This is a genomic window from Cochleicola gelatinilyticus (genome assembly GCF_001637325.1).
GTDB classification, from domain to species: domain Bacteria; phylum Bacteroidota; class Bacteroidia; order Flavobacteriales; family Flavobacteriaceae; genus Cochleicola; species Cochleicola gelatinilyticus.
In genome coordinates this window covers 372,648-397,099 of sequence record NZ_LRXL01000045.1, presented here as the reverse complement: position 1 = coordinate 397,099, position 24,452 = coordinate 372,648, and the positions used below count along the sequence as shown (strand labels likewise).

The window sequence follows — 24,452 nt, the reverse complement described above, 5'->3', positions numbered from 1 at the left end:
ACTTCAAAAATTAATACTAATAAAAATCTTCTCGGTAAAGATGTAATGTTTAATTTGTCAAATAGAATTTTATTTCTTTTCTTAAAAACTTAGGCATACTTTTGAATAATGCGACCTCAAACGAAAAAAGAAGAACGTTGGAATACACTTACACATGGTTTAGGCTTTCTATTAGGAATAGTAGGTACCTTTTTATTAGTCTTTGATAAAAAGTATGCCTCGATTTCACATGTAGTTTCTGTACTATTATATGGAGCTTCGTTGCTAATACTTTACTTTAGTTCCACAATATATCATTATGTAGAGTTTGGTCCCAAGAAAGTTCTGTTCCGGAAATTTGACCATATAAGTATTTATTTACTTATTGCAGGTACCTATTCTCCTATTCTTTTAATCGCATTACCACAAAGCATTGGTTGGTTGTTGTTTTATATAATATGGGGATTCGCTTGTATTGGTATTGTTTTAAAGGTTTTTTTTACTGGCCGTTTTGAAATAATTTCTTTAGTACTATACTTAATTATGGGGTGGCTAATTATTTTCGATATTCTTGCTCTGAAGAATATAACTAATGACTCGGGAATAGAATTGCTAATTGCTGGAGGAGTTGCATATACAGGAGGCATTGTTTTTTACGTATTAGATCGTATGTATTTTAATCATGTGATATGGCATTTGTTCGTAATGGCCGGAAGTTTATTTCATTTTTTATATATCTACAGAAATATTATTTCATTATCAATTCTAGAATAAAGAAATTGGTTTTTGAGGTACATTACACTAGAGTCTATTACGCTTGAAAATAGAACGGAATGCAGTAGTGTTTCGAACAGGGATAGTAATGGAAAGCCCACAGCCGTAATGACTTTAGCTTTACGGCGAGGACTTGTAATGAATAGCCCGATCTTGCTTTTTTGCAAGAGTTCGCCGAGAGAAAATTTTACTCCCCTTATAGTAAGTAAGCCAAAACGATAGCTACAATAATGGTAGTTAACTTCGCTAAGTTGAATTTATGATCTTTACTACTTTCAAATAATATTGTAGTAGAAACATGTAAAAATATACCAATAACAACGGCTGTAATTTCAGTATGGTATTGATGGAGTATTTTAAAGTAATTGACTAACCAGGCTCCTAAGGGTGTCATTAAGGCGAAAAAGAATAGAAAAAGAAGGGTTGTTGCTTTTCCGTATCTTGCTTTCATAAAAAAGAAGGAAAGGATAATAGCAATTGGAATTTTATGTACGATGACGCCAATAAGTAGATTGTTGGTTTCTGATATTGGAAACCCTTCTAAAAGTGCATGAATACTTAAACTTATAAATAATAACCAAGGGAATTTTGCTTCGGAAACGTGCAGGTGTACATGTCCATGTTCGGCTCCTTTTGAAAAGAATTCTAAGAATATCTGAAGAAGTATTCCTATCATTATAAACACTCCAATCTTTTTGGAAGGATCGGAAAATACTTCTGGTAATAATTCGAATATTGTTATCGAAAGTAAAAAAGCACCACTAAAAGCAAGGTACAAACCTAAATGCTTTATTTGTTTTGTTTTTAGTAATAGTGCGATCGAATAGCCTATAGCTACAGCCAAGAATAATGCTAAATAAATCATTAGTTAAAAATGAGGATGAGTCTTTGGGAGTTTTCTTCGTTAAATTCGTCCAAATTATAGTTTCCAAAACAGTTTTTAAGTGTTACACCTACTTCATCGAAATATGCTTTAAAATCGGATAATGTTAGCGCTTTTACTTTTTCAGTGAAGAAAAAATCTTCATGATTGTATCGAAATCTAATGTCTTTGTAAATGTAATTATCTTTTATGAATCGTTTTATATAAAATGTGATTCCATCTACTTCTTTAGTTTCAACGGGGACTAAATGTTTCTTGACGTAGGTAGCGTTTAAAAAATCTATAACTCCAAAACCATCTTGTTTTAATTCAGCTTTTATGGATTTAATGGTCCTAACATTATCAAATTCGGTTTCGAAATAACCAAAGCTGGTAAAAAGATTAAATACAGCATCAAATTTTTTCGGGAACGGAAGACACATATCATGTACTTCAAAATGAAGCGTTTCATTTTCGAACTGTTTAGCAAATTTAATGCTTGAAGGGGATAAGTCGACTCCAGTAACTTCGAAACCTAGTTTATTTAAGTAGTTGGAGTGACGACCTTTTCCGCAGGCTAAGTCTAATATTTCTGCACCTTTAGATAGGTTTAGGAATGCCGTTAAATTATTCATGAATAATCCGGCTTCTTGATAATCTCTGTCTTTGTACAAAATATGGTAGAAAGGGGTGTCAAACCATGCTGTGTACCAATTCTCTGTTTCTTTTTGCATCGATGCGGTTTTGCACTGCGAAAATACTGTATTTTTGCACCTTTAGTAAGTGAATTTTTATTAATTCAACTTTTAATTACTAATTATAATATTTTACGAGGAGTAGGTTGATATGGAAAATAATTTTAAAATGGTTGCAAAGACGTTATACGGTTTTGAAGAACTGTTAGCGCAAGAGTTACGTAAATTAGGAGCTTCAAATATTGAGATGGGTACCCGGAACGTTTCATTCGAAGGGGACACAGGGTTTATGTACAAAGCGAATCTATGTTGCCGTACCGCTATAAAGATTTTAAAACCAATTACAGGGTTTAATATTTTTACTGAAGAGGATCTGTACAAAAAAGTATATGCGATCCCTTGGGAAAAATATATGAAGTCTACCGGAAGCCTAGCAGTTGATGCCACTGTCTTTTCTGAAAAATTTACACATTCACAATACATAGCTTTAAAAACAAAAGATGCTATTGTGGATCGCTTTCGAGATAAAGAAGGAGTGCGACCCGACGTGGATCTCGACCATCCCACATTACGTATAAATGTTCACATAGATCGCAATATTTGTACGATCTCGTTAGATAGTTCAGGGCAATCGCTTCATAAAAGAGGTTACAAAGTTGCGAACACCATTGCGCCAATTAACGAAGTATTAGCTGCAGGAATGATCATGCTTTCAGGGTGGAACGGACAATGTGATTTTTTAGATCCTATGTGTGGTAGTGGAACGTTACTAACCGAAGCCGCAATGATCGCATGCAATATCCCACCAAACCTTAATAAAGATGAATTCGGATTCGAAACATGGCCAGATTTCGATGTAGACCTTTATGAATTAATCGAAGAAGCTGCCTTGAAGAAAATTCGAGAATTTCACTTTAAGATCAAAGGTTTCGATACCGATCGTGAAGCAGTAAAAAAAGCCAAAGAAAATATAAGTAGTGCCAACCTTTCAGAATTTATAGAAGTAGCACAACAAGATTTTTTTGAAAGTGAAAAAGAAACCGACCGTTCTTTATGGATCGTTACCAACCCACCGTACGATGAACGAATATCAGTTAACGATATTGAGGCTTTCTACGGAAAGATTGGTGACACGCTGAAACAGAAATATCCTGGTACCCAAGCATGGCTAATTACCTCTAATATGGAAGCCTTAAAGTGTGTTGGACTACGACCTTCTCGAAAAATTAAACTCTTTAACGGAAAACTAGAAGCCCGCTTTGTAAAATACGAAATGTACGAAGGAAGTAAAAAAGCTAAAAAACAATAGACTTTATATCGTTTTAAGTACACAATGAAATAAGAATTGATATTTAATGGTAAGCTAAGTTTTTAAATACTATAATTAAAAATTTAATTGCTTCGGAAAAATTATTTTCTGAAAATTGGAATGAGATAGGAAACATTATAGCCAAAACCAACCCCAAATTCGCTAAAATCGTTTACTCTGTGAAATCCTGGGATATAAAGATTATCAAAATTTTCGGGCGTGTCTTCAGAAAGTTTGTTTTTCAACTGAAGCGTAACAGATACGTAGACATTGTTTAATACTTCGGTTTTAATTCCCAATATAAACTCTGCCCAATGTGCTGTAAGGCCTGTATATTCTGTAGGAACTGTATTAATGGCATTTACAAATGTAGCATCTAATGTTGTATACACCCGATAGGCGAGTAGCTCTTGTTTAAATGTAGAAAACCCATAGCGCAAACCTGCCGTTATTGCGTTGTTAAGCCCAAACCAATTATTGTAGGCATTAAAATCTACTCCCACTTTTGCATAACTTCCTGAAGTAGAAAAATTAAGATTAGGCTCGAAAGTGTCTTTAGTTTCATTACCAATCTCCGCTGCTACATAAAATCGTTCTGAAAATCGAAAATCACCTACGACTTCAAATCCCGAATATCGATTATCTAAAAGCGATCGAATGGGTTTCGATATATCCAGTCCAACCCGCAATCCGTATTTGGTTTTTTGTTGTACGGTGTCTGTAACGGTAATTGTTTCGGTTTGATTAGCTATTTCTGTTTGTTGTGCTTTCAAAGAAGTGAACGCACACAATAGACTAATGCAAAATAGTAATATGTGTTTCCTGTTCATCTTCAACAAGTTGTTTTTCTATGGTTAAATTTTGTATCCAGTTAGTTTCATCATCGGTAACGACACCTTCAAGATTATCGTAATTGGTTTTAAATCCGCACGCCCGATTTACATATAGCTCATTAGTGATGTAGTTAAAAGTAACGATGTCGGTATTCTCATTGGTTGCTCCAGTATTTTGAATAAAACGAAATTGGGTCTCCAGTGCATTGGTTCGTAATGGTATTGCGATAGAATCTGATGTGGTGGTTTCTAAAACAACTCCTCCAGTGGTGGTAAAATCTGCTTCAATAGATAAGCCTACTACTGAACTTGCTTCTAAAGGGTTTAAAACATTTTTAAAAACAATAATAAGTTTGGGTGTAGTTAAAGTTTCTCCCGAGCAAATATCGTCCCGAGAGCACCCATAAAAAAATAGGGTGATGAGCGATACTAGTATTCCTTTTTTTATAAAATTCATTCTATTTTTCGGTGGATGAGTTACTATCGGATTTTATATAATTTTTTTTAGATTCAAATAAAGAAGGAAGAATCGCCACAAGTTCATCAAATTTTGCTTTCTCTATCAATGCTCTAAGTTTATTATGAATTATAGGATCATCTTTTAGTTGATTATAATGTTTATTAAATATCAAAGCAAAAGTCTTTACTTGATCTTCCGTTAATCTTTCAGAATTTGAATAGCTACTTAATTCATCTAGTTCATTAAATTTAACTACAATGCTTTTAATTTCATCTAAAAACCCATATTTCTTAGAAATTTGATTTATTTGACCTATTGAAAGTGTAAATTTTTTTAAAGCCTTATTAATCCCTTCTCCGCTATAGTCTATAACTTCTCCCAGTTTACGATAAGAAATTTTATTTAATCTTCTTAATTCTTCTAATTTTACGTGTAATTTTTCTAATGTCTCATTAGTAATCATATACTACTTTTTCTAGTCAAAAAAGTTAAATTTTTTATCTGTAATTTTTCCGCAATATTTTTTAAAAAAAACGCTTAACCTACCGTTTTACAAGCAAAACCACATTTTCTACATGATGGGTTTGTGGGAACATATCCACAGGTTGTACTTTTTTAACTTCATAATCGATGTCAAGTAAAGCTAGATCTCGTGCTTGGGTAGCACTGTTACAACTTACGTACACAATTTTAGGCGCTCCGAGTTGAAGCAATTGCTGTACGACATCGGCATGCATTCCGTCGCGTGGTGGATCTGTAATTACAACATCGGGAATTCCGTGAGTTTCAATAAAGGTTGCATTAAAGACCTTTTTCATATCGCCTACGTAGAATTCAACGTTTTCGATCTGATTTAATTGCGCATTTTCTTTGGCAGCTTCAATTGCTTCAGGAACCGATTCTACCCCAATTACCTTTCGGGCTTTTTTAGCAACAAATTGAGCGATGGTTCCAGTCCCTGTATAGAGATCGTATACCAATTCGTTTCCGGAAAGATTCGCAAAATCCCGGGTTACTTTGTATAATTCGTAAGCTTGCTCACTATTGGTTTGATAAAAAGACTTGGCATTGATTTTAAATTGTAACCCTTCCATTTCTTCGAAGATATGATCCCTTCCGAAGTAACAAATTACATCTTGATCGTAAATGGTATCATTGCCTTTTTCGTTGATTACATAAAGCAGTGAGGTACGGTCTGGAAATTCAGAAATAATAGCATCTAACAAAGCTTTCCGTTTGTTTTCATGTTCTTTAAAGAATTGAAGCAATACCATAACTTCGCCAGTACTTGATGTACGAATCATTAAGGTACGCATAATACCTTCTTGCTTTCGAGTATTAAAAAACGGAATTTCTAAACGTTCTGCTTCTGCTTTTACAAAATCACGTATGGCATTACTAGGATCTCTTTGAAGGTAGCATTTATTCAAGTCCAGAATTTTGTCCCACATCCCAGGAATATGAAATCCAAGTGCATTGCGATCTTCTATTACTTCATCACTTTTAATTTGTTGTAGTGTAAGCCATTTGCTATCACTAAACGAGAATTCCATTTTATTCCGGTAGAAATATTGTTCGTTACTTCCTAAAATAGGAGTAATAGGAGGGAGGGTGATTTTACCAATACGTTGCAGGTTATTTTCTACTTCTTTCTGTTTGTAGAATAATTGGTGCTCGTATCCTAAATGTTGCCACTTACAGCCTCCACAGGTTCCAAAATGTTCACAAACAGGTTCTACGCGTTTGTCCGATAATTTTGAGAAGGAAATTGCGGTGCCTTCAAAATAAGCTTTTCGCTTCTTAGTAGTTTGAACGGTTGCTACATCTCCGGGCACAGCATTATTTATAAATACCACACGTCCATCTTCGGCTCTTGCTACCGCTTTTCCTTTTGCTCCTGCATCAATAACCTCGAGATTTTCGAGAATAACCCTATTATTTTTACGTCTTGCCATAACCGCAAAAGTACTATAATTAGCACGTATAATTCTACGCTCTTCCCCAAAAAAATGTGCAATAATTTTAGTAATTTGCAGCCTCTACGGATGATTTCTCTCCGCCAAGAAGGAATCAATTTTTTTAGCACTTATAAGGTATTGCAATTATGTCAGTTTTAGAACAAACGAAATCAGAAAAAATAATCGATTTAGAAAATAAATATGGAGCTCACAATTACCATCCACTTCCGGTAGTATTGGCAAAAGGTGAAGGGGTATTTGTATGGGATGTTGAAGGAAAAAAATATTACGATTTTCTTTCTGCATACTCCGCAGTAAATCAAGGTCACTGTCACCCTAAGATCGTGGGAGCGATGAATAAACAGGCAGAAACTCTTACGCTAACATCGCGTGCATTTTATAATGACATGTTAGGAAAATATGAAAAATATGCTTCGGAATATTTTAATTTCGATAAAATGCTTCCAATGAATACGGGGGCTGAAGCCGTAGAAACAGCATTGAAGATCTGCCGTAGATGGGCTTACGAAAAGAAAGGAATTTCCGAAAATGAAGCAGAGATCATTGTATGCGAAAATAATTTCCACGGAAGAACAACCACAATCATATCGTTTTCTAACGATCCAGTTGCTAGGAAAAACTTCGGTCCGTATACCGATGGTTTTCTAAAAGTAGCATACGATAATTTAACTGAACTGGAAGCAGCTTTAAAAAGCAGTAAAAATATTGCAGGGTTTTTAGTAGAACCTATACAAGGTGAAGCAGGAGTCTACGTTCCTTCTGAAGGGTACTTGCAAAAAGCAAAAGAATTATGTGAAAAATACAATGTTTTATTTATTGCTGATGAAGTTCAGACAGGTATTGCACGAACTGGAAAATTATTAGCCGTTGATCATGAAAATGTAACACCCGATATTTTAATTTTAGGGAAAGCTTTAAGTGGTGGCGCTTATCCAGTTTCTGCAGTTTTAGCGAATGATCCGATTATGAATGTAATTACTCCTGGCTCTCATGGTTCAACCTTTGGTGGTAATCCAGTTGCAGCAGCTGTTGCTATGGCGGCCTTAAAAGTAGTAAAAGATGAAAACCTTGCTGAAAATGCTGAAGAATTGGGGAAAATTTTCCGTAGTGAGATAGACAACTATATTCAAAATAGTACGATTGCGAATTTGGTTCGTGGTAAAGGATTACTTAATGCTATTGTTATTAACGATTCTGAAGATAGTGATACCGCTTGGAATATATGTCTTAAACTACGGGATAATGGATTGCTTGCAAAACCAACACATGGAAACATTATTCGTTTTGCTCCTCCTTTGGTAATGACTAAGGAACAATTATTAGAATGTTGTTCAATTATTATTAATACGTTGAAAGAATTCGAGTAAAAATAAATAGTTTATAAAGTTGAAACCGGGCCTTGGTCCGGTTTTTTTATGGATTTTATTAATGAAAATTTAATATAAAAATTTTTATTAAAAGATTGAAATGCAGATATTTACGAATATTAACCAAATAAATATATTATGTTTAAAAAAGCAACCTTACTCTTATTTGCTACGTTATTAATGTTAGGATGTAGCCCTGACGCTACCAATTCTCTAGAGAATTCCTCGATCGATCTTACACAACTTATAAATCCCGATTCTGTTAAAGCTTTGGCTAAATACGATACAGGCGAAAGAGGTATTTATCGAGGCATATTTGTTGGAAACGATATGAGTCACCATGGTGTACTTACTATTAATAATGAAAATGACGGTAATTTTAATGCAGTATTGGTCACTACTAATAATGTTAAATTAGGTTTTATTGGGCGGCCTTCTTTAACTAACAGTATTATTTCGAAAGTGGTTTTCGAAGGAGATGCTAACACTAGATTTACACTTACTTTTGCCGATAGTGAACACCCTATAATTGAAGAAGCATTCATTATGGGAAAACCCGCTACTGCTAAAGTTTTAAAGGAAACTTCTGAAAATAGAGTAATGGTATCGTTAGGGACCTATGTAGATGATAGCAACCCAAGTTTTAATGGTACTTGGGATTTTTTAAGTACAGAAACAGAAACTATTATTGTACCAACAGGACTGCCTTTCCCTGCAACAGTGCCAATTACTGTAAATATTATTTCAGAACTTGTGCTAGTTACTGCTGGGGGTGGAATGTTTACCGATACGGTTATGGAAAATTTTACAGCAGGATCGTTTTGTCCAGATACGTTCCCAACAGGTTCACAACGTCCTTTCTTTTCTGGAGAACAAACTATTGGAGGGGTTTTTAATATAAATGAATTTGCAGCAGGAAATCAAACTTCTCCACTTAATGGAACAGATGCTAACTGGACCTTTCTGTATAGTTTTGCGAATGGCTCAGCATATTATGACACAAATTGCAATGTTCTTACAGCCGGTACTTGGTCTTGGAATGGAAGAACAGGATCTATTCTATTAGATTAATTTTTTTTCAATCTATTCTTTTAAAAAAATCGAATGAAAATTACAAAGAGTTATCAATCCAGCGAAGCTAGTTTCGCTGGATTTTTTTATTAATCGGTAATTAATAATGGTTAACTCCTTAAAACTAATTTATAGGTAAAACTAAAAATAACTCGTAATGCCTATAAACATAAGGGGTGTAAAGTTTGGTATTGTATTTGATTATTAATAGATGTAGTTAGGTTGAAACATAAAGTAAATGTTCAGTAACCCCAGGACTTCCCTAAAAAGAAACAACTTAATTACATAAAAAAAACCGTTCTACAGATAAACTGAGAACGGTTTTTTTTATTTATATTAAACTTTCTTACTGGATGATACCACCACAACTTACGCGCGCACCAGCAGCTCCAGAAGGTTGTGAAGTAAAGTCATCTGCTCCTTCGTGAACAATGATCGATTTTCCAACTACATCTTTTTTAGGATCATCACAACCAATACACCATTCGTCGGTTTGCATGGAAACAAATCCGTTTCCATCGGCATCGGCTTCAAAATTTCCTATATCTCCTTTATGATAAGCAGAAGAACCCCATTTTCCATGATCTACATAAGTAGGATTCCAGTGTCCTCCGGCTGAAGTTCCATCAGCTGCAGAACAATCTGCTTTTTCATGAATATGAATTGCATGAGTACCTGGATTTAAACCTTTTAAATTTGCGTTGAAAGAAACCAGTCCGTCTTTTTCAGAAAAAACAACTTTTCCAGTTGCATTCGAATTACTCTTTGAACTTAAACTGAAAGAAACCTTTTTAATGTTTGATGCCATATTATCATCTTTCTTTGCATCCATATCTTCTTTCATGGATTCTTCTTTCATATCTTCTTTCTTGTCTGCATTTTTCTTATCGTTTTTACAACTTACAAAAGCTACAAACGTAAGTGCGGCGAGTGTTATTCCTAATCGTGTCATTGTTATATTATTTTGGTTCGTGTTATATGAATAAGAAAGGTACGGCGATTTTAAAACCCAAACAAAATTTTAAAGAAATCTTAACCCTTAATTAGAGTGAGTTAGTTTAAAATTTAAGGGTTAAGAACAGTACTGAAGTTTTAAAATTATTCAATAAGTTTCGTAATTATCTGAGTTTTGCTGTGAAGGGTTTTATGCACGGGGCATTTATCTGCAATTTGAAGAATACGTTTTAATTGTTTTTCGTCTAAGGTTCCTTGAAGTTTAATCTCACGACTAAAGGTGTCTATTTTCGCAGTTTCTGCTTCGCAATTTTCACAATCTTCGGCATGTCGTTTATCATAACTTGTATGTACTTCCACGTGTTCTAGGTCCCATTTTTTTCTACGTGCATACATTTGTATGGTCATTGCAGTACATGCTGAAAGTCCCGCCGAGACTAATTCGTAGGGTGTAGGACCAAAATTATTTCCTCCAAAACTCTCTGGCTCGTCCGCAACCATGTAATGATCTCCAAGTTTCATGTCGGTAGTGAAACCTTGATCTTGACTTAAACTTGCTACAACATCGTGTTTAGATTTTATTTTAGTAGTTTCTGGAATGGTAACATACCTAGAAGCCCAGCCCGCAATTACTTGTCCCACATATTGAGAGTCTTCTTTTTTAGTAAGTAGATGATCTGCTCCATCTAAAGAAACAAAACTTTTAGGATGATGTGCAGCAACATATAACTCCTCAGCATTATTTATTCCCACCAATGTATCTTGTGGAGCGTGTAAAATAATTAGAGCTTTTCCAAAATTTTTAATGACCTTTTTCAATGATTGCTTTTCTAGATCATCTAAAAAGTGACTTTTTATTGTAAAAGGTCTACCACTAAGAGTTACTGTAGCTTTTCCATTTTTTTTAATTTCATCAACACTTTCACTTAATAAATGTCTAACATGTTTAGGATCGCTTGGTGCATTTATTGTCGCAACAGCTTTAATAGATGAGACAGCAGCAGCAGCAAATATAACTGCTGCACCACCTAACGAATGTCCTACTAATAAGGTTGGAGCTTCATAATTCTGTTTAAGAAATTCTGCTGCTGCAATAAGGTCTTCTACATTTCCCGAAAAATTTGTATTCTCAAAATCTCCTTCGCTTTCGCCTAATCCAGTAAAATCAAATCGAAGCACTCCAAATCCAGCTGCAGTTAAAGACCTACTCACATTTTTAACAGCTAATAAGTTCTTGCTACAGGTAAAACAATGCGCAAAAATTGCATAGTTATGTGGCTTCCTATTGGCAGGAAGTTCTAGTCTTCCAGCAAGTGTTTGAGATTCTTTATTTTGAAAAGTTACTTTTTCGAGTTGCATATATTTTATTTAGCGTTTATATAAGACGTTAATCTTCTGCTTTAATTTCAATAGAATTTGTTTTGTTTGTCTCTATAGAAGTAGTACTATTTCCCTTTAAATATAGGTCTAAGAATTCTAAGATGCGGCTGTAGGCAGTTATCTCATTTTCTTTCTTAACAAATCCATGTCCTTCATCTTCAAATAATACATATTCTACTGGAACACCATTCTTTTTTACCCCTTCAACAATTTCATCACTCTCTACTTTTAATACACGTGGATCCTTTGCACCCTGTAAGACTATAAGAGGTTTTGTAACCTTTTCGGCATGAAATAATGGCGAGATTTCTCTTAACCGAATCGAATCTGCTGTATTTGGATCACCCATTTCTGTATACAATGCATCTTTAAAAGACTCCCACCATGGCGGAATATTTTTCAAGGTTCGTAACCAATTAGTAACTCCAAATATATTCACACCCACTTCAAATTCTTCAGGAGCATAGGTAAGGGCTGCCATCGTCATGTATCCTCCATAAGAGCCCCCTAAAATGCCAATCTTGTTATCATCGATATACGGTTGATTTGCCAACCAATCTTTTCCAGCAATGCAATCCTTAAGGTCTTTATCACCATGATTTTGATCGTCCATTTTATAAAAACTCTTTCCATAGCCACTACTTCCGCGATTGTTAACAGCAAGAATCGCATACCCATGATTTACAAAATACTGTATGGTAGAGCTAAAACCTTGTCGCGATTGTCCTCCAGGACCTCCGTGTACCCATACTAAAGCTGGTACTTTATTTTCTTCGGAAGCCTGATGTGGTTTGTAAAAGATTGCTGGAATCTCAAGTCCGTCAAAGGATTTAAAACGAACTACTTCTGAAGCCACTAAATCTTCCTCATCGATCTCATCATTAAGTACTTCCGTGAGCTGTTCGTATTTTCCACTTTCAATAGAAAAAGAGTATACGTTAGACGGGGTGCTGTCACCACCAACATTTAACAACGCCATAGATTCATCTCGTGAAAAATTTGCACTATTAATAGTTTTATCTTTAAAATCGGGAAAGTCTATATTTTTTCCAGTGCTCACTTCTTTTACATCCATTACAGTCTTTCCATCTTCATTGGTGAAAAGCACTTGATATTTGCCGTTTTGAGTAAAATAAAAACCATTTATATCCCAATCTTTTTCTAGTACTTTTTCCTTTGTTCCATCGGCGATGGTATACTTCATTAAATAGCTAAACTCGGCTCCTTCGTCGGTGGTGTAGTAAAATGCGCTTCCGTCGGGCGAAAAATCTTGTGAACTATTACTACTAATTGTGTCATTAATTTTAATGCGTTCGTTAGTTTCAGTATTCAGAAGAAATAAATCAGAATCGTTTGTATTGATTGATTTGCTTAAGAGGATATGTTTTCTGTCTTCACTCATACCCCCAAACTCCATATTTTCGGTATTCTTATATACTAATTTTGGAGTAAATGTTGCTACATCCATTTCGTAATGATCCATACTTCTGGGGTCACGTTCGTTGCTTCCGTAGAAAAAACTTTTACCATCTTTTGCCCAACCTCTAAATAATGCACGTACATTCTTTGCTGGTGTTAAACGTTTAATTGTTTCGTTATCTTTCAGAAAGATTTTAAATATTTCATCACCATTTCCGTCCATTCTAAATAAAATGCGATTGTCTTCAGGAAAGTAAGAGATCCCGTAGATGGACGCGCTATCAGACTTTGTGATCGGCATTAATTCTCCACCATTTGCAGGAACCGAATATAGATTATAAATCCCAGAACGATTGCTCGTCATTAAAACCTTCGATTTATCGGCTGTATATCCATTTGCAAATGCGTTTTCATTATCCATGAATTGCTCGATGGAATATTGTTGCACTTCTTTAACTTGCGCGACTTCTTCTTTCTTTTGCTCTTTACACCCTATAAGGAGTAATGAGAGTACACCTATCGTGATTAGTTTTTTCATGAGTTTAACGATTTAAATATTAAGTTTCCTGCTATTCTATTGTAAATGTTTCGGTTTCTTTAAATGGGGACAATTCGATTTTTTTCATTTCTATAACATATGTTTTCCAATCTGTAGTAAAGAACACATTGGTTCGTTCTATTGCTTCGTTTAATGCTGTTTTAGCCTGTGCAATTAACGTACGCTCTGTTTGCGTTAAGCCATTTGGTCTGCTGCCACTGTAATACCCTGCACTACCTAAACGCTGCATCACCGTAACCTCTGGATTGCGAGTGATTCCTTGTCTTTTATCTTCTTTCCCAATATAAATGGAGATAACAGAATCTATTTTTTTAATAATCTCTTTACTCGCTTTTAATTGTTGTTTGTATTTGTCTTTATCTTCTTTTTTAAGTTTTGCAGAAAATTCTTCAGCTGTATTTTTACTTTCTACAAGTTGTTTTACCGCATCTGCTGCTTTCTGTGTAAAAGATTCTATTTGTTTCGAAGCTGAATAACTTTCAGAAATCGCTTTCTGCGAAATAGTTAATCTTGGGTCATTTTCCACTTTAATAGAAGTAGAAGAAGTTTTTCCATCAAATTCTAGTACTGCTCGATATGTTCCTGGCTTTACGTCGGTGCCTCCAGGTTCATTTTTGCGTTCTCTAATTTTTCTAGAAGGGCGATCACTTCCAGCTTCGTCCATTCGCCAACGCCAGGTGTAAATCCCAGTACTGTCGGGTAACTTTCGCTTTAATGTTCTAATTAATCGGTTTCCGTCGTAAAATTTTAAATACAAACTATCTTTCGAAGCACCTTCCGTTATTTCTTCGGAAATTTCACTAGAGGAATCTTTATCAGAAGTAGACGTATCATCTTCTTGATCTTTGGTAGAGTCTTTATTTATCTCTGAAGTATTTTTTCTGAAATAATACCGAAGCAACGCACCCGAATCCCTGTTTTCACCATTATAGATCGCATCTGCTCCAAAGCGACTCCCCGTAGGTTGTTGGTAGGAAGCTTGGTACGCAGTTGGGGGTTCGAATAATTGTATATCTGAAGTTAAGGTAGCTTGGTTTTTAGCTATGCTCCGTAACGGACGAATATCATCTAAGATCCACGCAGCTCTTCCAAAAGTTCCAATCACCAAATCGTGTTCTCTAGGATGAATTACTAGGTCTTTTACAGGGACGGTTGGAAAACCATGTGTCCATTTTTCCCAAGAATTACCAGCATTGAGAGATATATATAATCCGTCATCGGTTCCTAAAAACATTAAGTTTCTTTCTATTGGGTCTTCTACGATAGAAAGGGTATAGCTAAGAGCATCATTTTCATCCACAATACGGTTCCAAGTTTTTCCATAATTTGTAGTTCGGTAGGCGTAGGGTTTATAATTAAATCTTCGGTAATCGTTTGCAATGAGTAGTGCTTCACCCTTATTTTTATTAGAAGCTTTTATCTGAACAATCCAGCTTCCAGTAGGTAATCCAGGGAGATTAGATACTTCATTCCAGCTTTGTCCGCCATTTTGCGTATAATGCACACGACCATCATCACTTCCAGCCCAAAGCATGTTCTTTTCTAGAGGCGAAGGTTCGATAACTAAAATAGTTGTGTGATTTTCTGCTCCAGTCGCATCTAATGTTAATCCGCCGCTATCACTTTGTTTTTGTTTTTCGGGATCGTTAGTGGTAAGATCGGGAGAAATTACGGCCCAAGTAAGTCCCTTGTCTGTACTTTTATGAACAAACTGACTACCAAAATAAATGGTGTTGTTATCGAATGGATCAATATTAATTGCCGAATTCCAATTAAAACGTAGTGTTACATCAGGGTTAGGATGGGTAGGGCGCACTGTATAATTATTTCCAGTAATATGATCGTAGCGACTTACAAATCCTTGTTGACTCATGCTCCATCCATAACGACTGTCATCGCGATCGGGGACTACATCAAATCCATCTCCAAAAGAAATTTCTTGCCAATAACTATTTCGTATTCCTTGTGCTTTCCAGATATAGGCAGGTCCTCGCCAACTTCCATTATCTTGCATTCCTCCATAAACATTGTATGGAAATTCGTTATCCACATTAATATGATAGAATTGAGCAACGGGCATATTTCCTATAAAACGCCAACTCTTTCCACCGTCGCGAGTAATGTTCATACCACCATCGTTTCCATCGATCATAAAACTTCCATCGGTAGGATGAATCCACCAAGCATGATGATCGGGATGAACTCCATTATTTGCACCGTAAGCTGGCATTAATTGTGTAAAATTCTTTCCGCCATCTTCAGATACATTTACGTAGGTAAATACGCTGTAAACACGATTTTCATTTTGTGGATCAACATAAATTTCAGAATAATAAAAAGGTCTATTTCCAATATCTTCTTTGTCATTAATTTTTTTCCAGTGGAAACCACCATCCTCAGATTTGTATAGCGCATTCTTTTTCGCTTCTACTAATGCGTACACAATATTGGGTTTGTTACGTGCGATCGCAATTCCTATACGCCCTAGTTCACCTTTTGGTAAACCATCTGCTTCGGTCTTTTCTTCCCACGTAGTTCCACCATCGTGAGTAATGTATAATCCAGAACCTTCTCCGCCCGATTTGAAAAACCAAGGATCTCTTTTGTGTTCCCACATTGCTACCATTAATTTATTAGGGTTTGCGGGATCCATAACCATGTCTGCTACTCCCGAGCGGTTATTCGTAAAGAGAATCTTATTCCAGGTTTTACCACCATCTGTTGTTTTAAATACACCACGTTCTGGATGCTCTCCCCAAGGAGATCCAATGGCTCCAGCGTACACGATATTAGGGTTGGTAGGATCTATAATAACCCGGTGAATATGGCGTGTATTTTCGAGCCCCATTAATTGCCATGTTTTACCACCATTTAGCGATCGATAAATTCCGTAACCACCATTTAAACTGTTTCTTGGATTTCCTTCTCCAGTTCCTACCCAAATCACTGAGGGATTAGATTGTTGAATTGCAACAGCACCGATAGATGCAGTAGCTTCATTGTCGAAAATAGGGTTCCAAGTTATTCCACCGCTTTCCGATTTCCACAACCCTCCCGATGCAGTACCTACATACATAATATCGGGATCACTTATAACCACATCGATAGCAGTTACCCGACCTGACATACCTCCAGGACCGATATTTCTGGGTTTTACATCTTTTAAAATGTCCATTGAAAATTCTTGAGCTGAAAGAGGGATCGAAATAATTCCCAGTAAGAAAATTAGAAAATAGTGTCGCATCAAATTGTATTTAATTTTAGCTTATGAAGATAAAAAAAACGCAGGAGAACTACCTCCTGCGTTGTATGAAATGTATGTAAGATTTAATTATTCAGACTCCTTATTCTCTTTGCTATCTGTTTTTAAAGATTTATTAGTCGCATCTTCCTTTCGTTGTTTTTGAACTTCCTGATGATCATGTGCATTTTGAATCTCCACTTGAGTTGGAAACGGTAAGTCGATACCGGCTTCATTCATTGCGTTTTGTGTTTCAAGAATTACGCTATGCCAAACATGCACCACGCTGGCACGATCACTTTTTGTCCACCAGCGAATTCGAACGGTTAACCAGCTGTCTGCTTGATCCCACACCAATGTTTCTACAGGTTTTTCAGAAGTAACTCCTTCTACACCCTGAATTGTTTCTTTTAATATTTTCATGGCATTCAGGTAATCTTGATCGTAACCTAAGCCAATATCGTATTGAGATCGTATGTACTCGTGAGCGGTTTTTACTTTTACTGAATTGTTATAGACAGTATTATTTGGTATCACTACGCGTTGCCCATCATACGTAGTAATAATCGTAGCGCGGGTTTTAATTTTTTCGACTGTTCCTTCGTATCCGTTTACTTCGATCTGATCTCCAATTTCGAAAGGTTGTCGTAATAGAATAAGTATTCCGGCAAGCCAGTTTTGTAGAATGTCCTGAAAGGCAAAACCAATAGCTACCGAAGAAACTCCCAGGCTCGCTATAAGATCGGCAGGACTTAGGTTTGGCGCCATTATGGTTAAGGCAATAGCAATTCCAAGAATAATGACCAAATATCTGGTAAAAGCTCCTAAAAGATCACCAAAGTTTTGACGGCCTTTGTTTTTAAGAATTCTTTTTACCATTTTTCCAAGCCATCTCCCAACGTAGAGCATGATTACAAAAACTACAATCCCGATGACGATGTTTGGTATGGCTTTAATAAAACCATCCAGCCACGTATCTAGCTTTTCGATTACAGATTGAGGATTAACATCGAGCTCTCCTTTTTGATCTTTTGGGGTTTCTTGCAATAAGAATAGTAATGGTATTTTCATAGTGTAACTAATAATTTAAGAGCAAAATATGCATCCTAACTCTTTATTTATCTTAAGAAAACTCTAAACTTATATTTCTAACGTTTGTTTAACAATACGAATGAATAATTTAAACAAAAAACATCTAATTTTAGAGAATGGATATTAAAGCAAAAAGAAGCGGCTTTGTTTTTACCAAACACACCCCAAAAACACAAACTCCTTTTGAACGTTTATTTGAGGTGTTTCAAGAATTAATCACCCATACTTCCGGTGATTTTGATGAAGCGATGGATTGGTTAGAGCAACTTGATAAAGAATACAATCTAACTACAGAAGACTACACACTAGAAGACTTTGTTCAGGAATTAAAAGACAAAGGATTTATTCGTGAAGAAATAGAATTAAAAAATGGTAGTGGTAACGGTGACGGAGAAGGTGGAATTTCTATTACTGAAAAATTAGAACGTTCTCTTCGCAAAAGAGCGTTAGAACAGATCTTCGGAAAGTTAAAACGTAGTGGAGCCGGAAACCATAAAACTAAATTTACTGGTAGAGGAGATGAGCAGGCAGGTGAATTCAGGAATTACCAGTTCGGGGATCGTTTGGAACAGATCTCAATGACTGAAAGTTTAAAGAACGCGCAAATTAATCACGGTATTGATTCTTTTTCATTAGCTGAAAATGACTTGGTTGTTGAAGAGACTACCTATAAAGCACAAATGAGTACAGTGCTCATGATCGATATTAGTCATAGTATGATTCTTTACGGAGAAGACCGCATTACTCCAGCGAAAAAAGTAGCGATGGCGCTTTCAGAATTAATTACGACACGATATCCTAAAGATACACTGGATATTTTAGTCTTCGGAAACGATGCCTGGCCTATTAAAATTAAAGATCTGCCCTATTTAAACGTAGGTCCTTATCATACTAATACGGTTGCCGGATTACAACTGGCAATGGATATGTTACGCCGGAAACGGAATACCAATAAACAAATATTTATGATTACCGATGGTAAACCCAGTTGCATGGTGTTGCCAGATGGTAGGTATTATAAAAATAGCAACGGACTTGATCCACATATTGTAAATAAATGTTACTCTATGGCTGCTCAGGCACGTAAGTTGCATATACCCATAACCACATTTATGATTGCCAACGACCCGTATTTACAACAATTTGTAGACCATTTCACAGCTGCGAATAAAGGGAAAGCATTCTATACTGGTTTACAAGGGCTTGGTGAAATGATATTTACCGACTATGAAACCAATAGAAGAAAGAAGTTGAGGTAATGTAGTAATGACTCTTTAAAGGAGGAACTAAATTAAGGATTGCATTTTTTAAAAAGAAATATGAAAATAGACACTATAAAAACATTCGGAGCACTTAAAAAAGCAGGGTTTGAATACAAAGGAATAAAAGAAGAATTACGCCGCAATCTGCTTCAGAAAATAATGAAGAAAGAGGAAACCTTTAAAGGAATACATGGGTATGAATACACCGTAATTCCCGAATTAGAACGGGCCATTCTATCTAAGCATAACATAAATCTGTTGGGATTACGTGGACAAGCAAAAACACGCCTAGCACGACAGATGGTTGACTTACTCGACGAATACGTGCCGGTAGTGGAAGGAAGTGAGATCAACGACGATCCCTTTAAACCGATCTCTCGGTTTGCAAAAGAATTGCTAGAAGAGGAAGGCGATAAAACTCCAATTACTTGGTTACATCGAAGTGATCGTTTTTCAGAAAAATTGGCAACACCCGACGTGACGGTCGCTGATCTGGTAGGAGATGTTGATCCTATTAAAGCAGCGAATTTAAAATTAACGTATGCTGATGATCGTGTTATTCACTTCGGAATGATTCCAAGAGCTAACCGAAGCATTTTTGTTATCAATGAACTTCCAGATCTACAAGCACGAATTCAAGTAGCATTATTCAATATTCTACAAGAAGGGGATGTGCAAATTCGTGGTTTTAAATTGAGATTACCATTGGATATTCAATTTGTTTTTACTGCTAACCCAGAAGATTATACCAATAGAGGAAGTATTGTAACACCATTAAAAGATAGAATAGGCTCTCAAATATTAACGCATTATCCAGATGACCTTAAAATTGCTAGAACGATTACGGCTCAAGAAACCGCTGAGGCAGCTTCAGAAAAAGAACACGTTCATGTTCCTGAGCTCGCAAAAGATATTCTAGAAGAGATTAGTTTTGAAGCACGTAAAAGTGAATTTATCGATGCTAAAAGTGGAGTTAGTGCACGATTAAGTATTACTGCCTTTCAAAATTTATTAAGCACAGCCGAGCGCAGAGCTCTTCAGAATGGCGATGAAAAAACGAGTGTACGACTAAGTGATTTTATGGGCATCATCCCAGCGATCACAGGTAAAGTAGAATTGGTATACGAAGGAGAACAAGAGGGTGCTAGTGAAGTTGCCCAACAACTTATAGCTAGTGCGGTTAAAACACAGTTTGAAGCATATTTTCCGAAGATAGAAAAGCTTCAGAAAGAGGGAGACAACGACCCGTATGCTGAGGTAGTGAGTTGGTTCTTTGAAGAAAGTAATTTTGAATTATTAGACTCACTTTCAGATAAAGAATATAAAACTGAATTAAATAGAATTTCACCGTTGGAAGATCTCTTACGAGAATACATGCCAGATGCTTTAGAAGAAGACCGCTATTTCTTAAAAGAATTTATTTTATGGGCACTCGCAGAAAATAAGAAGTTAAGTAAGTATAATTTGGGTGACGGACTTCAATTTAAAGATGTCTACGGAAGCTACATTAGTGGGCTTTAACGATTAATGCTTGGAATGTCGTTCTGTAGATTTTTTTTGTAAAATTTTACATATAAAAAAACTGTCATTGAAAAATGACAGTTTTTTTATTAATCGAATAGCGCTACCTATATATTAGGAATCACTAATTCTTGTCCAGGATGAATGGTATCAGGGTTTTTAAGGATGTCTTTATTAGCTTCGAAAATAGCATTATATTTCATTGGGTCTTTGTAATAATGCTTCGCGATTTTACTTAAAGACTCTCCACTTTCTACAGTATGTCTTGCGTACACAGAAGAATCTGCCACGTTTATATCTGCTACAATATCTGAAGGATTTTCACCACCCACACGCTTAATCTCATCCCACAATCGATCTTTATCGTATTGCGTATTGGTAATACCCTTTACATGTAATGTATTTCCATCGACCTTAACATCTCCTTTTTGAATTTTCATTTGTTCTCCTAAATCAAGAACGCTTTGATATTTTGCTTTTACCATGATAGTTGTTTTAAATTTGTGGACTTAAAAATACAATTTTCCTTATTTGTAATCTCTTAAATAAAATGAAAAATATAAAGAGATATGCAGTTTTCGACAGACCGTTTTTTATATTAGGTAAACCGAATATTTAACGTAACATTAATTCGTTTTAATACAAATTTCACATTCCTTGAAGTACATTTGATTTAAACAAAAAATCAAAAATCAACGTTATTATGAAAATTAAATCAATTGTTTTGTCATTAGCAGTAGTAGGGATGTTATTTGTCTCTTGTGATGACACTAAGAAAAAGGAAGCAGAAGCGAAGGCTGAAGCTGAAAGAATGGAAATGGAAGCTTCTAAGAAAATGGAAGAAGAAAAGAACATGGCTAAAATGGAATTCGATAAAAATACCATCGCTGCAAAAGCAATGGGAAATCCTAAGTATTCTACATTAGTTGCTGCCTTAAAAGAAGCTGGTCTTGCTGAAACATTCATGAAAGAAGGAGAATACACTGTATTTGCTCCAACTAATGATGCGTTCGCAGCAGTACCAAAAGCTTCTATGGATATGCTAATGAAGCCTGAAAACAAAGCGAAACTTCAAAATATCTTGAAGTATCACGTTGTAGCAGGTGAGTGGAATGCAGCCGATGTTATGAAAGCTATAGAAGATAATGATAATAAGTATACTGTTACTACTTTACAAGGTGAAAACCTTACACTATCTGTAAAAGATGGTAAAGTAATGATCAAGGATGCTAAAGGAAACATGTCTACAGTAGCAGATGCTGACATGGATGCTTCGAATGGAATTATTCACGGTGTGGATAAAGTATTAATGCCAAAAGCATAAATACTACATTTTAATAAAATTGAAAAGGTTCCGAATTTCGGAGCCTTTTTTTTGTTCTATACTTTCTTAAATGTTTTCGATTAAACAAATATGAAATTAAAACGAACTTTTAAAGCTAAAAGCAAAAGGACTTTCTCCATGCTCTTGAAGATACAATAAACGTTCGCTAGCTTCTTTTATAGAAGGAATATGCCCTTCTTCAATATACCATAAGACCATATGTAATTTGGGTGTTTTTTTAAACCATTCCGATTTTCTCTTAAGTATCTCCACGTGATTTGAAGCATATACAAATTGAAATAAACTTTCTCGATCTTTCCAAATACTTAAATTTACTGCAATGATTGTGGAATTAAAAACAGGAGTATTCGATTCTTCCTCGTTAGAAAGGCGCCACACAAATCCAGGACTTTTTTCTGCTAATTCGTTAATTCGATCAACGTTTTCCATGAAACTAGACATCATTGGATGTTCCATTGTTTCAATTGCCTCGGCTATGTTTAATTGAGCTAAATGCATGGTTAGGTTTGGAGGTATGAAATGGAGATAAAAATAGTGTTTAATTTTTTCGAAGGTACTTAAACTTTTTTAGATCCTCTGTAGAAGTGATAGCATGCGAAACACCTTCAGAAATTATTATGTTCTTTGTGGTAACATCTAAGACTTCAGTATAGTAATGATCTGTAATTAATATCCCTTTAGTAGGTTGTAGTTTCCGAAGAAATTCTTTTACGCTTTGTATTTGCAATGGCTCCAGCATGGAAAACGGTTCGTCTAAAAATAAGAATGGGTGGGGAAGGGTACCTAGCAATACCACTTCAAAATACTTTCGTTGTCCATGCGATAATTCGCCGATGCGTCGTGCGGTAAAGGTGGCGATAACAGGATCATAAAAAATGGCGTCTTGGTATTTTTCTTCGGAAAAAAATAAGGGGATTACATCTCGTACCCGCATAGCGTTTGGTAAGAAGGGGTGTTGAGGTAAATATGCAATGTGTTTGTTCTTTATTACTTCTGAAGGAGCAATACTAACTTTATTAAGTTGTAGCATAATTTCATCGGCTTTTAATGTGCCAAAAATCAGCTTCAGTAAAGTAGATTTACCACTACCATTTCTTCCGAAGAGCCCTAGAATTTCTCCTGTTTTTAGCGAAAAGGAAACATCGGTAACGATTGCTTTAGTTCCAAAAGATTTATGTACTTTATATAACTGAAGCTCCATGGAATAAATAATAAACTCCACTTCCGATTACAAAAACTGGAATTGAAACGAATAGATTAATAAGATAAGTACTACCGAGTAACATTTGCTTTTTAATTCCTAAATTATAATAGGTGTACCATTTATTCTTTTTAAAAATATGAAAACACATTACCCCAATTCCAGGGCCTAGGAAGCAAAATAATAAGAATCCCCAATATGGACCGAATACCACCATAAATACGATTCCAGATAGAAATATATACAAGAAACAGTCTTTATAGAATTGCACAAAAGGACTAAAAGGCATATTTAGTAATACATTTACGGTGGTGGTTCGATTAAAGATAGTCGAATTATATGTTTTAGTATAAAAAAACCCGAACATTACGTTCGGGTTTAATAATTTATATAAATTTTATATTTAGAACTTGTACACAACGCCAATTCCGATATCGTTAAAATTAAGTCCAGAATTAATGCTGTTAACGGCTTCTGCATCATCCGTATCGTCTTTTTGTGTCTCGAAACTAAGCAGTCCTAAAGTCGCTTCAAGAGCGAAATGTTCAGAAACAAAGTAACTAAGACCTGGTGCAATGGTAATATTAAATCCGTTGTAAGAAATATCTGCCAAGTCATCTTTGGCTGATAGATAATCTACACTTAATTGACCGAAAAGTGAAAATTGATTGGCTGGTTTGTTATAATAACGACCAAAGGCTCCTACGTTAAATCGGTTGATTTTTTGAATATCTATGTCGTTCGATTCAGATTTAGAGAAACCATACCCAACTTGTCCACCAAGTACAACATTGTCTGAAAGAAAGAAACCAACTCTTGGCATAAAGGAGAAGAAAGAGGTTTTATCCTCAAAAACTTTTTGGGTATTGTACGCTGCACTACCAGATACATATACATCTCCTTCTGTAAAACCATACGAGGTTTCATCTTGAGCATTAACATTAAAAAAGGCGAAACTTGCTACAAGCGTAGCGAATAAGATTTTTTTCATAAGTAGATTGTTATTAAATATTTGAGGCTTTAAAAATAAATTTTTTTTATAAATATACAAGTAGAAACTTTTTCTAAGTTAGAATCTATATACGTTTAAACTAATGGGCAGGCGTTATTTTTTTTTGACGTTTTTAAAGGTTATGCTCATGGTTGGTG

At 35.4% G+C, this 24,452-nt stretch carries 22 protein-coding genes; 7 read left to right on the top strand and 15 right to left on the bottom strand.

The window, feature by feature from the left end; all coding sequences use genetic code 11:
* The first annotated feature begins 108 nt into the window (after nt 1-108).
* Nucleotides 109-753, top strand: a complete 645-nt coding sequence (trhA, locus tag ULVI_RS12360) for a PAQR family membrane homeostasis protein TrhA (RefSeq protein ID WP_068593092.1) — start codon at nt 109-111, stop codon at nt 751-753.
* A gap of 196 nt (nt 754-949) precedes the next feature.
* On the opposite strand, the gene ULVI_RS12355 is transcribed toward trhA, so the two are convergent.
* A complete protein-coding gene (locus tag ULVI_RS12355; RefSeq protein ID WP_068593091.1) occupies nt 950-1,618 on the bottom strand; it encodes a ZIP family metal transporter in 669 nt (222 codons plus the stop codon).
* Entirely contained in the window at nt 1,618-2,349 is a 732-nt protein-coding gene (locus tag ULVI_RS12350) for a class I SAM-dependent methyltransferase (protein ID WP_068593090.1), read from the bottom strand. The genes ULVI_RS12355 and ULVI_RS12350 overlap by 1 nt, the downstream gene beginning before the upstream one ends.
* Before the next feature lie 112 nt (nt 2,350-2,461).
* Here ULVI_RS12350 and ULVI_RS12345 point away from each other — a divergent pair, with 112 nt between their 5' ends.
* A complete protein-coding gene (locus ULVI_RS12345) occupies nt 2,462-3,619 on the top strand; it encodes a THUMP domain-containing class I SAM-dependent RNA methyltransferase (RefSeq protein WP_068593089.1) in 1,158 nt (385 codons plus the stop codon).
* 101 nt (nt 3,620-3,720) lie between these two features.
* On the opposite strand, the gene ULVI_RS12340 is transcribed toward ULVI_RS12345, so the two are convergent.
* The 4 genes from ULVI_RS12340 to rlmD all read right to left on the bottom strand — a co-directional run bounded on the left by ULVI_RS12340 (nt 3,721) and on the right by rlmD (nt 6,867).
* Entirely contained in the window at nt 3,721-4,392 is a 672-nt protein-coding gene (locus ULVI_RS12340; RefSeq protein WP_241780989.1) for a DUF6048 family protein, read from the bottom strand.
* A gap of 22 nt (nt 4,393-4,414) precedes the next feature.
* Nucleotides 4,415-4,909, bottom strand: coding sequence for a DUF6452 family protein (locus tag ULVI_RS12335; RefSeq protein WP_068593087.1), 495 nt, complete (start codon nt 4,907-4,909; stop codon nt 4,415-4,417).
* A gap of 1 nt (nt 4,910) precedes the next feature.
* A complete protein-coding gene (locus ULVI_RS12330) occupies nt 4,911-5,375 on the bottom strand; it encodes a hypothetical protein (RefSeq protein ID WP_068593086.1) in 465 nt (154 codons plus the stop codon).
* 79 nt (nt 5,376-5,454) lie between these two features.
* The gene (gene rlmD / locus ULVI_RS12325) at nt 5,455-6,867 is read right to left on the bottom strand and encodes a 23S rRNA (uracil(1939)-C(5))-methyltransferase RlmD (RefSeq protein ID WP_068593085.1); all 1,413 of its coding nucleotides are present in this window, start codon (nt 6,865-6,867) and stop codon (nt 5,455-5,457) included.
* Between the two features lie 149 nt (nt 6,868-7,016).
* On the opposite strand from rlmD, the gene rocD reads away from it, so the two are divergent.
* Complete coding sequence (gene rocD / locus ULVI_RS12320; RefSeq protein WP_068593084.1) at nt 7,017-8,258, top strand: ornithine--oxo-acid transaminase; 1,242 nt, start codon at nt 7,017-7,019, stop codon at nt 8,256-8,258.
* A 138-nt stretch (nt 8,259-8,396) separates the two neighbouring features.
* Nucleotides 8,397-9,329, top strand: a complete 933-nt coding sequence (locus ULVI_RS12315; RefSeq protein ID WP_068593083.1) for a hypothetical protein — start codon at nt 8,397-8,399, stop codon at nt 9,327-9,329.
* Nucleotides 9,330-9,675: 346 nt separating this feature from the next.
* On the opposite strand, the gene ULVI_RS12310 is transcribed toward ULVI_RS12315, so the two are convergent.
* From ULVI_RS12310 to ULVI_RS12290, 5 genes are all read right to left on the bottom strand, one after another.
* Nucleotides 9,676-10,281, bottom strand: a complete 606-nt coding sequence (locus ULVI_RS12310) for a superoxide dismutase family protein (RefSeq protein ID WP_068593082.1) — start codon at nt 10,279-10,281, stop codon at nt 9,676-9,678.
* Nucleotides 10,282-10,427: 146 nt separating this feature from the next.
* A complete protein-coding gene (locus tag ULVI_RS12305; protein ID WP_068593081.1) occupies nt 10,428-11,642 on the bottom strand; it encodes a bifunctional alpha/beta hydrolase/OsmC family protein in 1,215 nt (404 codons plus the stop codon).
* A 28-nt stretch (nt 11,643-11,670) separates the two neighbouring features.
* Nucleotides 11,671-13,620 (bottom strand): S9 family peptidase, encoded by a 1,950-nt coding sequence (locus ULVI_RS12300; RefSeq protein ID WP_068593080.1) that lies wholly within the window; start codon nt 13,618-13,620, stop codon nt 11,671-11,673.
* 31 nt (nt 13,621-13,651) lie between these two features.
* A complete protein-coding gene (locus tag ULVI_RS12295; protein WP_068593079.1) occupies nt 13,652-16,885 on the bottom strand; it encodes a WD40/YVTN/BNR-like repeat-containing protein in 3,234 nt (1,077 codons plus the stop codon).
* 87 nt (nt 16,886-16,972) lie between these two features.
* On the bottom strand, nt 16,973-17,953 hold the full coding sequence (locus ULVI_RS12290; RefSeq protein ID WP_068593078.1) for a mechanosensitive ion channel family protein: 981 nt from the start codon (nt 17,951-17,953) through the stop codon (nt 16,973-16,975).
* A gap of 137 nt (nt 17,954-18,090) precedes the next feature.
* On the opposite strand from ULVI_RS12290, the gene ULVI_RS12285 reads away from it, so the two are divergent.
* Nucleotides 18,091-19,233 (top strand): vWA domain-containing protein, encoded by a 1,143-nt coding sequence (locus ULVI_RS12285; RefSeq protein ID WP_068593077.1) that lies wholly within the window; start codon nt 18,091-18,093, stop codon nt 19,231-19,233.
* 60 nt (nt 19,234-19,293) lie between these two features.
* Nucleotides 19,294-20,757, top strand: a complete 1,464-nt coding sequence (locus ULVI_RS12280) for a MoxR family ATPase (RefSeq protein WP_068593076.1) — start codon at nt 19,294-19,296, stop codon at nt 20,755-20,757.
* A gap of 107 nt (nt 20,758-20,864) precedes the next feature.
* Here the strand turns inward: ULVI_RS12280 and ULVI_RS12275 are convergent, their stop codons facing one another.
* Entirely contained in the window at nt 20,865-21,242 is a 378-nt protein-coding gene (locus ULVI_RS12275) for a LysM peptidoglycan-binding domain-containing protein (RefSeq protein ID WP_197463510.1), read from the bottom strand.
* Between the two features lie 218 nt (nt 21,243-21,460).
* Between ULVI_RS12275 and ULVI_RS12270 the strand changes: the two genes are divergently transcribed.
* A complete protein-coding gene (locus ULVI_RS12270) occupies nt 21,461-22,081 on the top strand; it encodes a fasciclin domain-containing protein (RefSeq protein WP_068593074.1) in 621 nt (206 codons plus the stop codon).
* Nucleotides 22,082-22,177: 96 nt separating this feature from the next.
* Here ULVI_RS12270 and ULVI_RS12265 read toward each other — a convergent pair whose 3' ends face one another.
* The 3 genes from ULVI_RS12265 to ULVI_RS12250 form a co-directional block, all read right to left on the bottom strand.
* Nucleotides 22,178-22,600 (bottom strand): DUF3291 domain-containing protein, encoded by a 423-nt coding sequence (locus ULVI_RS12265; protein WP_068593073.1) that lies wholly within the window; start codon nt 22,598-22,600, stop codon nt 22,178-22,180.
* Nucleotides 22,601-22,640: 40 nt separating this feature from the next.
* The gene (locus tag ULVI_RS12260; protein WP_241780988.1) at nt 22,641-23,324 is read right to left on the bottom strand and encodes an ATP-binding cassette domain-containing protein; all 684 of its coding nucleotides are present in this window, start codon (nt 23,322-23,324) and stop codon (nt 22,641-22,643) included.
* Between the two features lie 382 nt (nt 23,325-23,706).
* The gene (locus tag ULVI_RS12250; RefSeq protein ID WP_068593110.1) at nt 23,707-24,294 is read right to left on the bottom strand and encodes an outer membrane beta-barrel protein; all 588 of its coding nucleotides are present in this window, start codon (nt 24,292-24,294) and stop codon (nt 23,707-23,709) included.
* Nucleotides 24,295-24,452: the final 158 nt, after the last annotated feature.

What these genes read in the sequence shown, in the direction of transcription:
- ULVI_RS12335 (WP_068593087.1), bottom strand. Translation starts at nt 4,909, where the DNA reads ATGAATTTTATAAAAAAAGGAATACTAGTATCGCTCATCACCCTATTT.
- ULVI_RS12300 (WP_068593080.1), bottom strand. Translation starts at nt 13,620, where the DNA reads ATGAAAAAACTAATCACGATAGGTGTACTCTCATTACTCCTTATAGGG.
- ULVI_RS12330 (WP_068593086.1), bottom strand. Translation starts at nt 5,375, where the DNA reads ATGATTACTAATGAGACATTAGAAAAATTACACGTAAAATTAGAAGAA.
- ULVI_RS12280 (WP_068593076.1), top strand. Translation starts at nt 19,294, where the DNA reads ATGAAAATAGACACTATAAAAACATTCGGAGCACTTAAAAAAGCAGGG.
- ULVI_RS12350 (WP_068593090.1), bottom strand. Translation starts at nt 2,349, where the DNA reads ATGCAAAAAGAAACAGAGAATTGGTACACAGCATGGTTTGACACCCCT.
- rlmD (WP_068593085.1), bottom strand. Translation starts at nt 6,867, where the DNA reads ATGGCAAGACGTAAAAATAATAGGGTTATTCTCGAAAATCTCGAGGTT.
- ULVI_RS12250 (WP_068593110.1), bottom strand. Translation starts at nt 24,294, where the DNA reads ATGAAAAAAATCTTATTCGCTACGCTTGTAGCAAGTTTCGCCTTTTTT.
- ULVI_RS12290 (WP_068593078.1), bottom strand. Translation starts at nt 17,953, where the DNA reads ATGAAAATACCATTACTATTCTTATTGCAAGAAACCCCAAAAGATCAA.
- ULVI_RS12345 (WP_068593089.1), top strand. Translation starts at nt 2,462, where the DNA reads ATGGAAAATAATTTTAAAATGGTTGCAAAGACGTTATACGGTTTTGAA.
- trhA (WP_068593092.1), top strand. Translation starts at nt 109, where the DNA reads ATGCGACCTCAAACGAAAAAAGAAGAACGTTGGAATACACTTACACAT.
- rocD (WP_068593084.1), top strand. Translation starts at nt 7,017, where the DNA reads ATGTCAGTTTTAGAACAAACGAAATCAGAAAAAATAATCGATTTAGAA.
- ULVI_RS12310 (WP_068593082.1), bottom strand. Translation starts at nt 10,281, where the DNA reads ATGACACGATTAGGAATAACACTCGCCGCACTTACGTTTGTAGCTTTT.
- ULVI_RS12355 (WP_068593091.1), bottom strand. Translation starts at nt 1,618, where the DNA reads ATGATTTATTTAGCATTATTCTTGGCTGTAGCTATAGGCTATTCGATC.
- ULVI_RS12315 (WP_068593083.1), top strand. Translation starts at nt 8,397, where the DNA reads ATGTTTAAAAAAGCAACCTTACTCTTATTTGCTACGTTATTAATGTTA.
- ULVI_RS12305 (WP_068593081.1), bottom strand. Translation starts at nt 11,642, where the DNA reads ATGCAACTCGAAAAAGTAACTTTTCAAAATAAAGAATCTCAAACACTT.
- ULVI_RS12285 (WP_068593077.1), top strand. Translation starts at nt 18,091, where the DNA reads ATGGATATTAAAGCAAAAAGAAGCGGCTTTGTTTTTACCAAACACACC.
- ULVI_RS12265 (WP_068593073.1), bottom strand. Translation starts at nt 22,600, where the DNA reads ATGCATTTAGCTCAATTAAACATAGCCGAGGCAATTGAAACAATGGAA.
- ULVI_RS12270 (WP_068593074.1), top strand. Translation starts at nt 21,461, where the DNA reads ATGAAAATTAAATCAATTGTTTTGTCATTAGCAGTAGTAGGGATGTTA.
- ULVI_RS12295 (WP_068593079.1), bottom strand. Translation starts at nt 16,885, where the DNA reads ATGCGACACTATTTTCTAATTTTCTTACTGGGAATTATTTCGATCCCT.
- ULVI_RS12275 (WP_197463510.1), bottom strand. Translation starts at nt 21,242, where the DNA reads ATGGTAAAAGCAAAATATCAAAGCGTTCTTGATTTAGGAGAACAAATG.